Origin of the sequence: Gilliamella sp. Fer4-1 (assembly GCF_001690515.1) — a bacterium.
In the GTDB taxonomy this organism is placed as follows: Bacteria; Pseudomonadota; Gammaproteobacteria; order Enterobacterales; family Orbaceae; genus Gilliamella; species Gilliamella apicola_C.
This window is the reverse complement of record NZ_LZGZ01000261.1, coordinates 1-11,347: the sequence shown is the minus strand read 5'-3', so window position 1 is coordinate 11,347 and position 11,347 is coordinate 1. Positions and strand designations below refer to the sequence as shown.

The 11,347-nt window shown below is 38.8% G+C and carries 11 protein-coding genes; all 11 read right to left on the bottom strand.

What is annotated here, in order from left to right:
• Positions 1-96: 96 nt before the first annotated feature.
• Positions 97-627 carry a tail fiber assembly protein gene (locus A9G30_RS09190; protein ID WP_065588753.1) on the bottom strand — a complete coding sequence of 177 codons (531 nt, stop codon included), beginning with the start codon at positions 625-627 and terminating at the stop codon, positions 97-99.
• Position 628: 1 nt separating this feature from the next.
• The gene (locus A9G30_RS09185; RefSeq protein WP_065588752.1) at positions 629-1,957 is read right to left on the bottom strand and encodes a prophage tail fiber N-terminal domain-containing protein; all 1,329 of its coding nucleotides are present in this window, start codon (positions 1,955-1,957) and stop codon (positions 629-631) included.
• Between the two features lie 338 nt (positions 1,958-2,295).
• A complete protein-coding gene (locus tag A9G30_RS09180; RefSeq protein WP_065588751.1) occupies positions 2,296-3,345 on the bottom strand; it encodes a hypothetical protein in 1,050 nt (349 codons plus the stop codon).
• On the bottom strand, positions 3,345-6,185 hold the full coding sequence (locus A9G30_RS09175) for a host specificity protein J (RefSeq protein ID WP_065588750.1): 2,841 nt from the start codon (positions 6,183-6,185) through the stop codon (positions 3,345-3,347). The genes A9G30_RS09180 and A9G30_RS09175 overlap by 1 nt, the downstream gene beginning before the upstream one ends.
• Positions 6,186-6,749 carry a tail assembly protein gene (locus A9G30_RS09170; protein ID WP_065588749.1) on the bottom strand — a complete coding sequence of 188 codons (564 nt, stop codon included), beginning with the start codon at positions 6,747-6,749 and terminating at the stop codon, positions 6,186-6,188. It lies immediately after the preceding gene.
• Positions 6,692-7,411 (bottom strand): C40 family peptidase, encoded by a 720-nt coding sequence (locus A9G30_RS09165; protein ID WP_065588748.1) that lies wholly within the window; start codon positions 7,409-7,411, stop codon positions 6,692-6,694. The genes A9G30_RS09170 and A9G30_RS09165 overlap by 58 nt, the downstream gene beginning before the upstream one ends.
• Before the next feature lie 6 nt (positions 7,412-7,417).
• The gene (locus tag A9G30_RS09160; protein ID WP_065588747.1) at positions 7,418-8,134 is read right to left on the bottom strand and encodes a phage minor tail protein L; all 717 of its coding nucleotides are present in this window, start codon (positions 8,132-8,134) and stop codon (positions 7,418-7,420) included.
• The gene (locus tag A9G30_RS09155) at positions 8,131-8,460 is read right to left on the bottom strand and encodes a phage tail protein (RefSeq protein WP_065588746.1); all 330 of its coding nucleotides are present in this window, start codon (positions 8,458-8,460) and stop codon (positions 8,131-8,133) included. Before A9G30_RS09155 ends, A9G30_RS09160 begins: the two co-directional genes overlap by 4 nt.
• Positions 8,461-8,966: 506 nt before the next feature.
• Complete coding sequence (locus A9G30_RS09150) at positions 8,967-9,788, bottom strand: phage antirepressor N-terminal domain-containing protein (protein ID WP_065588745.1); 822 nt, start codon at positions 9,786-9,788, stop codon at positions 8,967-8,969.
• Positions 9,789-9,845: 57 nt separating this feature from the next.
• The gene (locus A9G30_RS09145; RefSeq protein WP_065588744.1) at positions 9,846-10,619 is read right to left on the bottom strand and encodes a KilA-N domain-containing protein; all 774 of its coding nucleotides are present in this window, start codon (positions 10,617-10,619) and stop codon (positions 9,846-9,848) included.
• A 77-nt stretch (positions 10,620-10,696) separates the two neighbouring features.
• Positions 10,697-11,347: HNH endonuclease signature motif containing protein (locus A9G30_RS09140; RefSeq protein WP_141672062.1), on the bottom strand; the 651-nt coding region annotated here is incomplete at its 5' end.

Below are 11,347 nucleotides of genomic sequence, written 5' to 3'. Positions count from 1 at the left end.
TATCAAACAACAAAAACGCTATACGATATCGCTGATTTTGTGATGCTAGATGATGCTGTTGAGTATGTGAAATTGAAAATTGATAGTGTGTTTTGATTATTCAGGTTTTGCGGGAAACACAGCATTAACATCTGACGCATCAACACGAGTAACTAAAATGCGATATTTTTTCCACGCTTTTAGTTGTGCTTCTTCATCAGCTTCTTGCATGTCTAAATCAATAATATCTTGAAGTAACGATATTTTTTCGTTTGCTTCATTGATTAATGTCATTTTTAATACTTGGTTCATTTTGATGATATGCTCATTTTTTGCATTTTCATCTAATACCCATTTCTTGCCGCTCCATTTACAGAATTCGAAGGGCTCTAACAGAGTATAACCATCTTTAATCTTACCCAGATAATCAACTGTGCTTGATTCTTTCGTTTCAATGTTATATACCGTTTTTTCTCGATGATCCTCAACTAAAATCCATTTACCGTTTTTCTCACACGGCCAATACCCATCTTTGAATTCTGGAGCGATACGCAACGCATTATCTGGCGGTAATGTATCATCATTCGCCTCTAATTCATGTGTGAATGGTTTTAGTTCATTTGTGTTATCAAAATAATAATTAATCATATTACACTCCTAGATAAATTACGGGGGTCATGCCAATATTGATCGGTCTGTTTTCGTGAGCTGTGGGGACTACATTTGAAGCATGAAAATCGTAACCGAACGCTGGCCAGTCCTTTTTCTGTTCAAACGCACCATTTTCTGGATAAATTGCATTTGAACCAGAAAACGCGCCTCGTGAATACATATAGTGATTATCTACAACGCCGGTATCAAAATGCCCCCAGATATCACGGATAGCGTCACCTTCGGCGCTGCCCACTTGCCGATTAGTTCCGTCAACTGCACGCTCAAAAAAACCCCGACCGTCGGAAGCAAATGCAGTTGGTACATTGATATATTGTTGACCATCAATTGTTTTTATCGTGATATTGTGGTCATTTTTATAGTTAGTAGATAATCTATTTAACGCCTGCCCCTGCGGTGAGCTGAGTAAAAAGTTGTCACCGTTACGAAAATACCAGCCAAAAGGCAACTCCTCACGGCGAAACGGCATTAGGCGCTGGTCGCCGATCATATCGCCGTTAAATATACGATCGCATCTAATTGATTCTCTGACAATTAATGAGCCATTAATTGACTGGCTTTCTTCGCCTGTTTTTTTGATAAAATTTGAGCTATCAATAGATGATGCGTACTGTCTAGCGTCCTCTGCTGATTTAGCTGCGTTTTGCTCAGACTGTTTCGCGTTATTTTCTGATTGTTGTGCTAATACTGCACTATTTCTAGATTGCGCTGCTGAATTAGCTGATGCTGTAGCTGACAATCGAGCGCTCTCGGCATGTGAATTAGCTGTATTTTCGCTATTTGATGCTGCTGCGCTCGCGTTAGTTGCTGTCGTTGCTGATTCGCGTGCTGATTGTGCATTATTTTCTGAATTTGTCTCACTGAGTTTTGCGTTATCTGCGCTGGTTTTAGCTAACTGTGCATACTGATTTGTTGTATTCTCTATTTTTTTTATATTTTTTTCTACATCTGCCGCTTTTTCAGCAGATTTATTTGCATGATTGCGGGCGTCAATAACCTGCTGTACAACGGCTGGTGTTATCTCACTCTCTGATGGATTCAATAAAAAATCATTTAATGTACCGTCGGCAGAATCAGAAAATACCTGAATCGTGCCAAGTTTCTTTGGCGGAAATCCATTTATAATTAGTTTTACTTCATAGTCACAAGGTAGCACGTTCATTGTGTAACTACCGTTTTCTGCAACTTCGAATGCCTGTGTTTGAGCCAGAACTTTGTTTGTTGTTCTTTTTGCGTATAACTCGATAGTACAGTTGTTGATAATTTTACCCGCACCATCTGTTAAAATTCCTGATATTTTTGCCATAATTTTCCTCAAATTTTAGACATGAAAAAACCGCTCATGTAGCGGTTTTATTGAATAAATTAAATTATAATTTTAATAATTTTTTTAGCTCATGCTCTTTGTTAATATCCGCGCATTTGACATCAATTAGAGCATCCAATTTTTGTCGTATGCTGCCAGTGCCTTTCAGTTTTAGGTTGTAATGGTTTTCACTAATTTTTGCCACTTTTACGATGTTAAATTGTTTTAACTCTCCTCGTAGTGTATTTTTTCTGTAAATCGCAGTACAGTTCGAATACTCCGCGTACGAAAAAAATGGAATTAAAAATGTTATTGTTTTCATGGATACGCGTCTTATATTAGAATTTGAAATAATTTTCAGCGTCTAAAATCATAACCGGTTGCTCAGAAACAAATGACGAGAACGGTAATTCAGATTCTAACCACCACGCTTTAAATGTTTTTTGTACTGTTGTTGATAGTTGATATCCGTTTGATCGTAAACCTATATCGCAAAACCACCCGCCGTTGCTCTGTATAATATATTGAGCACCAACACATACACGTGCAAACATCGGACGCTTAATTCCTTGTATTGATTTCATATGCCCAACTTCATGTTGATCAAAGCGAGCAAAAACAGGATTTATTAACACCTCATTGCATGAATCATATACAACACGTTTATTTTTGTATATTCTCATGCCATATTTGGATGTCTGAATTGGGCGGCTACCAAACACAACAGCTTTAGCTTGTATTGTCTTGTTGCTCACGCCACCATTATGATCATACGGGATGTAAATTATATCGTCCCTATCGCCCAGTTTCCAACTTCTGCCAATTGAGATTGTTGGATCTTCACAATAAAAAAATATAAACGAATTATGATGAGTTAACGACGGGTTTATATTTTGAATTCGCCAACCCCTATTGGTAATTTCAATATCGCCCTTCCATATCACATTGCTAAAGTTAGTATTTTGATTAATTTGAAAAAAAGAATTAACACCATTAAACAAAATACCATATCCATTTGCGTGTGCAGGTTTGGGCCATGTTAATAAAACAAGTTGTTGTCTGGGGTTAAGATTGACATCAGATGGAAAATGCTCCGTCTGCCCTATTGCATTTTTCCCATTTCTAAAACACAATTGCCGATGTTCATCTAAATATGCTATCGGATCAGCCGATGCGACAATAACATTTGCATCTGTTTCATCAAATTCATCTGCGAAACCGCAGGCGTGCGAAAGATGAGCATAATAATCATAACCCTCGGGCACATACAGACCTGTTTTTGGATAGACATATGAGCCTAACGCCCCAGAAATAAACATAGATGTACAATTTCCATCTAGATTATATGCCGGACCTGTTTTTGTAAAAATCTTAATACCGAATGACATTAAACCTCCAGATTACCGATTTGGACGACTAAAGCGCCTGTTTCATCAAAGATTTTTATTGTTCCATCCTTCATTACTGTACCTGCGTTTCCATTTAGATATTTAATGGTAGCTGAGCCGTCTGGTTCAACAACAAATCGATCATTAATGTTGATGCTGCCACCTCGAATAATAGGCGCTTTGATCTCTGTATATGCAACTAACCTATCGCCACTAATTGTACCCGTCGCAATCAAATTGCCATCCAAAAATAATGCCGGCGATACCCATTTTGCACCATCATACATTTTTGCCTCTGTTTTAGTTACATGCCTGTTGTCGTCCTCGGCATAGACTATTAGCACTGTATCTCGTGATGGCCACATGCCTAGCACGTCATGAAAAAGTTGCGTGGCATTATCATTATTTTCAGGAAAAACCCCATCGGCAGTTTTTATTCTAAAAATACCGCCTGCGGTGCCGACCGTATCATCTGCTGTGGTGGCCGAGCCCGTGCACATTCCCGAACGTCCAGCGGCATTAACCGCAATTACACCGTAATAATAAGTTGTAGATGCCTGCACATCGGCATCTATCAACTTGTTTGATGTTCTGCCAAGGTAATTAGTCATAGCTCTCACCTCATCAAGCGTTGCCCCCTTGTAATATTCGAAAACCGTTCCCAAACCAACATTCGATGGCATAATCGGTTTAATAGCCACTGTGTTACTAGATGTTGCAAAAACTAATTGAGTTGGCGTTTCAGGTGGCGCAATAGTAAACGTTACTGTAGATTCATCCCCCAGCCTGCCATCCTCTGTCGATATCCCGCGCACAGATGCCATGTATTTACCATCATCCAGATTGCTCATTGTTACGCTCATGTCCGGCACAGTCTGACGTGATACTAATTTACCATTCCGCAAAATAGTAACCTGAAATTCCAGATGTTTTATTGTTCTTGGGGTTGTCCATGACAGAACGGCTTGATACTCATCACTATCAGGCGTGACTGAAACTGAAAGATCGTCAATTGGCGGGATTCCCCAGCTAATTGATTGCGCGTTGTTAGGGGTAAAAACTGCGCCTTTATCAACAATTGCCTCTTTTTTGGGCTCGTGCTCTATTGCTGTTATAGAATACGTGCCGTCGTCGTTTTCACTAATAGTAATGGCTTTAAATAGTCGCGATGATACATTAACATTCGTTAAAATCCATGTTGACCATTGATCGGCATTTATAGTGTGCTCTAAAATTAGCATATTCGGGGCTTTTTGAGACAAAACCTCAACTTTTATTAATTTTGCATTAACATCTTGATATGTAAAATATGAGTTTTTATCAATTTCCACATCGCGATCTAGCGTGACGATATTATCAGCAACGGAAACAATTCTACCGCCTGATTGTGACATAACATATTCATTATCTAAAATCTCGATTACATCACCCGGTAAATGTCGCAATCCTTCTCGCCCCACGCTGAACGTGACTGTTTGACGTTCATATTTTTCTGTAGTTATAATCCATTTTCCTGTACGGTGCGCCTGACCTCGTGATGTGCACCCAAAAGCTTCAACGTCTAACACATTTAGCCCAAATCGCTTGATTGCCTCATCATCTGCAACGTATTCGGTAACTGGTTCCCATCCGTAATTTGGATCAATATATTTAACTCGAACCGCTGTGTGCCGGTCTTTCATTGCCGAGGATGAGTAACTAAATTTGCCCTCGATAACGTTTGCATTAGTGTAAATAGCGACGGTATCGCTAGGTCTATCAATAATAGCGGTGAGTTGCGTCCCGTCCCATATCGGCATTGCTCGAAATATTGAAAAGAAATTATTTAGTAAATCATACGCCTGAGCGCGCTCTGTTATATAACAATTGCACGTAAATCTAGGCTCCTTACCGCCAAAACCATCATCGACTAGCTCATCGCAATATTGCGCAATCGAGTACAGCATAAATTTATCAACGGCAAATTTACCAAATCGGTACCCCATCCCGTATCGGGTGTTTGTTATCAGATCGTAAACTATCCATGCGGGATTATTTGTCCATTCTGTTTTAAACTCGCCCAACCAAATGCCGTGATATGTCCTAGATATGGGGTCGTAATTGTCGGGGATTTTGCATCTGATGCCTTTAATCAAATATGTTCTAGCTGGTACGCCATTGAATTGAGACGAATCAAATCGCAACCCCACTAGCGCGGTGTTTGGATATGATAATTTGGTATCATAAATTTCGGTATATGATGACCAGATCGTATTGTTAACCAGCAGATCGGAGCCATCAGGATCTAAACGCATAACGCGAATATTAAATGGCGTCGGCGGCAAGTCGTCTAAAATTACAGATGTTAAATATTGAGAGCGTGTTTTTTTATTTTTCAATTCAACAACTTTTTTTGTAACCCATCCAGCGCCGGTTCCGATTTGAACTGCCAGACTAACAGAGGCTCTTGTTATATCACCGCTGTTAGTCTGGTTATATAGTGCAGATACACCGACTGTTACTCTCACACGGTCAACATAGGGGTCGGTAATAGTTCTAACTATGGGTGTTTTTTGTTTCACCTCTAAGCTAACTGGAATTTCATTTTGTGTTTCCGCAAATCCAGATAACGGCAATTGCGCCTGCGTCCCCGCCGTCCACTCAACTTCAACGCCGTTAAAATTATATGTCCCATTATCTGCTTGGATTGGTGTTTTATTTAAAAAAACACCTTTTAGCCCACCCACGGGACCTTCAATTTGTCCCTCTCCGATAATATCAATAATAGATAATTGCTGTTTGGATTCTAGATTATCCGCCTCAATCCGTGGCGTTTTTGTTTTCCCCGAACTATCGCCCATTTATTCCTCCACATCCATCGTTTCAATCCCTTGCGATTCTACCCTAGAGCCAACCATTATTTCGCCGTACGGTAATGGAACCGGCGCTCCCTGCGCTGCGGTATTCCCCAGATTTGAAAATGAGGTGCTTTTTTTGCCATCGTCGTTAGTTGCGTCCTGCATTTTTGGGGTTTTAGTCATCATCATAGCAACGCCGCCAATCATCAATCCAAGCCCTGCCGCCATCAACGGATAGCCGAACGGTGTCCAATAAAATATCGCACCAACAATACACATTACTGCGCCTGCTATAAAACTGAATGCGCCCCCCTTAGCCCCCTCCGTTTTAGGGATGATATGAATTACGGCGTTATGAGAAATTCGATTGTGAAGCCCGAATTGTAGATTGTTCTCATTCATATCCATGCCATTAATTCGTACACGAAAATAACCGTCTAAAATCCGCTTTTTTAATCCTTTTATTTGAAAATACAGGCAATTTAGCGCTTCAGCAGCAGTATTTGCATTTATTTTGTACTTATCGCCATATTGTTTAAGATCGCCGTAAAATTTAACGGTTGCCATTTTTTATGCCTCCAAATTGAATGATAATTTTTGAGCCAATATCCACTAAATAAATCGCGTTTTGATAGTCGATTTGGTAGATGATGAAGAATTAAGTTACCGTCAATGTAAATTGCAGCATGATTAACAGCTTTACTGTTCAGTGAAAACAGAATGACATCGCCATTTTTCAGACAAGACGCGCTTACTTGATAGAACCCATTAGATTCCATATTATCCAAATACAAGTTTTGCCCGTTGTGCCACCAATCGTCGTCGCGGTAAAAGTTCGGAAAATCAAAACCACATAGATGGTATGCATCCCGAAATAACGTATAACAATCCATTTCCCCGTGTTTAAATTCTCGCCCAAGAAGTGGCGGTATAAATCTAAATTTATGAATTTCGCCATTACAAACCAACCACCACGGCAAACCAGTTTGTTGTTGATGAAATTGGTCTGCTTCGCTCAGAATGGGGAACCCATTAGGGTGTGAATGAACAATTGCGGTTATCTCACCAAGTTGCTCTGCTCTAATCCAGTCGTCAGGCGCAATTTCAAATGTCTCTGTCGGTGTCGATGAGATGTTATTGCACGGTAGATATATTTTGTTATCAATAACAAATCCGCAGCACTCAGCCTCACCGCATTGTTTAGCGTGATTAAGTATTTTATTTTTCATGATTATTTAAGAAAGTTTTGCTGAAGCAGGGAAACCGCCAAAAGGCAGAATGCCGTTTTTACCAAATCTCAGTTTGCAACCAGTTAACGTTCCAGAGCATTTGTCTTTTGTGATATCGTTTGTTGGAGCATCTCTTTCATCTGCAACCGCGCTGCCCGTATAACTACACTCAGAGCTGCGATATCTCCAACAACATGTATGCGCAATTATTACCCGAGCAGGTAACATAACTCCGTCACTCTCGCATGGCAATGCCAGTTCAAATGTTGCTGATTCCGATGGTATTAAATTTGTTAATCGTTCCACTAAATATTGTGAAACAATCTCTTGGGTAGGATCTGCTCTACTATTTCCACCCTCAAAGTTTACAGCATCCAAGAATTCAGCCAAAACTTGACGTCTAGTAACTATCGCTCCAAGCAGATCATCAAAGCTATTCACTAATCCCGTTATTAGACCAAAAGCGTTGGAAACTGTCATTGTTGGACGGTTACTAGTTCCCTGTCCATTTTTTTGAAAACCTGTTACCTGAATTGGGTAGGGCTCATATGTTTTGCCCTGCCAAACAATGGCTTTTCGCAAATGATTTAACCCCGCATGAAATCTAAAAATTAATTTTTCACCAGCAATTTTTGAAAGATCTACATCATACAAGTCAATCATCGCCCCTTGCTCGAATTTTGTTAGCAATTTAAGTGAATCACTAGGTACATGTAAAGTCATGCGACCACCTCCTCGAATGTAGCGCTGATTGTTTTAGTCATACCGTCATGCGTTGACGTCCAAGATCGGCAAACAATTTTTATGGTTTTGTGCGTATTAGGCTCTCGCCACAAAAAGGCTTTAACCGCATTGTGTCGGCTAAGAAAATCATCAATCAAACTGATATCTTCTGATAGCCCGACAAATGTTACATTGTAGGATCGCAGGTCGTTGTTAATACCGTCTCTAATTCGTTGTTCGTAGCCATCACCGAACTTAATTACCTTTACTTTTGGTGATACTGAGGCTGTTGAGCTGTTTTGAGGTCTCCAATAAAAGGTTTCCATAATTTTCTCCAGACATAAAAAAGCCCGCATTTGCGAGCATAAAAAAAACCACCTATGCGGCGGTAATCCGAAGTCAAAGTGGGGAGTGCCGCAAAAGCAGTTTCTAAACCGCTTATGCAGCGGTAATATTGCTCACTCATTTAATGCCGTTATTTTGTTTCTAAACCGCTTATGCAGCGGTAATCTTTAGCACGTGAGTAAATCTTATTCCCAGACTTTTCTAAACCGCTTATGCAGCGGTAATCGCTTTCTGTATTTTAAGAAATACATCAGGTTTTTTCTAAACCGCTTATGCAGCGGTAATCTAGATTATATCAAACATAGCCTTTTGTTTTAACTAAATTTTAACCAATTTTCACAAAATAACCCTTTTTTCTAGTGCTTGAATTAATTTATATTTTTCAATGAATTAAAGAAGCGGTTAAAAAAAAGGGTTGTTGAGTTTACCCTCAAAAAACATCAAAAAAACTTAAATAAAATCAATATTTTTCCTGACGATTTTTTAGTTAGTTATGTCGAATGATTGGCAATACTTTATTCCAGTTTGTAGTAAGATGACTTGTAATTATATGTGCTGTTTCTCGTTCAATAACTTTTCTAGCCTGTCTTAACGTATATTTATAATCATAAGCCATGGAGTAAAAAGCTCCCGTAAAACGGGAATCTATTGCACGCAATGCAGGCTCTACCAACTCTATGTGGTGACGCATTCTATCAGCTACTTTATATAACCAAGCCAAATTGTATAAATCTTCATCAGATAAACCGCTTCGAGAATGCACACCACCCAGCCACTTAATAGCTTCGCCGAACTTGCTAGCTGGTAAATCTTGGTATCGAGGTATTTTAAATTGCTGATGTAGTTTTGAATAAATAGCTTGATGTCGTTCACCCGTTCGATAAACTCGCTCATTGACAGCCTGTTGGATTTGCTGTTGTTGTTCGGCGTTAATTGTATTAGGAAACTGCTGCGCTACTCTCGGCATAAAGTGGTTATAAAGTACATCGAAACATTCAAGCTGATATTGTTCAAGTGTTGCCCTTATTTCGGGTTTTACTCGACTAGTTTCAATGCCAAAAAGCCAGCCGTTGATCATTGAAATTGGTAGACACAAATATTCTTGATTACCGCTTTTAGAGGGTATTGTCATCATGACAACACCTTGGCTAAGTACATGATGACGTTGAATTCTTTTGAATTGTGCTGCCCAGTTTAACCCGATATTTTCACAAACTGGTTTCATTGCAATATAAGGTTTGTTTTGATGGTTAAGAACGATTAATTGTTGATTGTGAAACTGAATTGTTTCTAATTTTGTGTTTGACATACTATATCCTCGTAATTGCCCCCTTTTTTAGAGGGCTTATAATTTGTTGTTAATTGATTAAGCGATTTCTTTATTAATAAGATGATTTTTGATTACATCTATTGCTTTTTCGTTATATCTAAAAGTTTCAACTTGTTTATCAGAAGAACGTGACTTATCGAGTACGAAAATTCCGTAGTCTTCTGTTTTTAAGCTGAGCTTGTTAGCTATACGACCAATTTTGTTTGAGGATACGCCGAGTAAATTACCAACCTCACCAGCTGAAAATGTTTTGTTTTCAAGCTTAGGAAGTGGAATAACATTTTTACCAGCAATTGGGTTAATTGTATCGGCATAGATAGCTTGCTTAGACTGTTCGCTCAAATGTGGCAGATTGCTAAACATCTTATCTAATGCTCTGACTGATAATTCTATCGCCTTAGCTTGTCGATACTCTGGTAAGTAAGATTTAGAAGGTTTTTGAATGTTTTTCAATTCACCTTTTTTGTAGTCTAAAAATACTTGATTTACCATTAACTGAAATTTTGGACTGATCCAACCGGCATAAGAAATGGCCAAAAGTTCATGGGCGAATGTACCAGAAGAAATACCGCCTTTGATTGTGTTGATTAAATTTTGACCTAAGCCCGTAGAAGGGCTTTGACTTTTTTCTAATTCAGCAATTAGCTCTTTTGTTGGTTGTGAAGCTAACCATTTGCTTGGTCTTTTGTGATCACCCAATCCACTAGCTTTATGTAGCGCATTAAGATTATATCGACCCTCTTTATCGGTTGTGATAGAGATTCCAGCTATTACTGGACAATTAGAGTTGTTTATATTACTATTATTCATAAGTTTTCCCTTATTTAGCGTTTGTGGTTAACTTGATTTGGGCTTTGGCTGTTGGCGCAGTTAAAGCCTTTAGTTTTTTAGATACCTGCAATTTTCTTTTCCTCCTCTGTTAATGACAGCTTTATTCTGTTAATTAGTTCTAAACTAAAATTTCTATCATTTTTAATAGCTGAATTCTCAAGAATAGATTTCATCCAATCGGGAATTCTAGCTGATACTGGTACTTTATTTTCTTTCAATTTTTTCTCCTTATTTGCTAAATATTGATTTACTTCTGCTATACCTGAAAACCTTCTATAGTGAGTAGTACAGTCTGTTGATAAATGTCTTTTATATTTATTAGCTGGTGTAGGAATATCTTCCTCTCTCCATCCTGCTGCAAATCGCTGATCTAAAGTTCTCGCATTGATACCAAAAAGTTCAGCCCATTCATGTAAAGTTTTTATTTCGTTTCTGTATTCATAATAAACAGTTCCTACTTTTCTCTTTGGGTCAAAATTAGGATCTTGACTAGCCCACAAACGCCAACCTACACTTTTTCTACATCTTTCAGCACAATCTTTTGCGTTGTCAGACGGAGAACCAACATATAAATGTTCAGGATTACAGCACGACGGATTATCACACGTGTGCAATACCCAAAAATTTTTGCTATTTTGAGGTATAGCACCATAAGCTAATTCATAAGCAACTCTATGAGTAGCCCAAGAATATCCTTCAAACCAAAT

What these genes read in the sequence shown, in the direction of transcription:
- A9G30_RS09190 (WP_065588753.1), bottom strand. Translation starts at nt 627, where the DNA reads ATGATTAATTATTATTTTGATAACACAAATGAACTAAAACCATTCACA.
- A9G30_RS09185 (WP_065588752.1), bottom strand. Translation starts at nt 1,957, where the DNA reads ATGGCAAAAATATCAGGAATTTTAACAGATGGTGCGGGTAAAATTATC.
- A9G30_RS09180 (WP_065588751.1), bottom strand. Translation starts at nt 3,345, where the DNA reads ATGTCATTCGGTATTAAGATTTTTACAAAAACAGGTCCGGCATATAAT.
- A9G30_RS09175 (WP_065588750.1), bottom strand. Translation starts at nt 6,185, where the DNA reads ATGGGCGATAGTTCGGGGAAAACAAAAACGCCACGGATTGAGGCGGAT.
- A9G30_RS09170 (WP_065588749.1), bottom strand. Translation starts at nt 6,749, where the DNA reads ATGGCAACCGTTAAATTTTACGGCGATCTTAAACAATATGGCGATAAG.
- A9G30_RS09165 (WP_065588748.1), bottom strand. Translation starts at nt 7,411, where the DNA reads ATGAAAAATAAAATACTTAATCACGCTAAACAATGCGGTGAGGCTGAG.
- A9G30_RS09160 (WP_065588747.1), bottom strand. Translation starts at nt 8,134, where the DNA reads ATGACTTTACATGTACCTAGTGATTCACTTAAATTGCTAACAAAATTC.
- A9G30_RS09155 (WP_065588746.1), bottom strand. Translation starts at nt 8,460, where the DNA reads ATGGAAACCTTTTATTGGAGACCTCAAAACAGCTCAACAGCCTCAGTA.
- A9G30_RS09150 (WP_065588745.1), bottom strand. Translation starts at nt 9,788, where the DNA reads ATGTCAAACACAAAATTAGAAACAATTCAGTTTCACAATCAACAATTA.
- A9G30_RS09145 (WP_065588744.1), bottom strand. Translation starts at nt 10,619, where the DNA reads ATGAATAATAGTAATATAAACAACTCTAATTGTCCAGTAATAGCTGGA.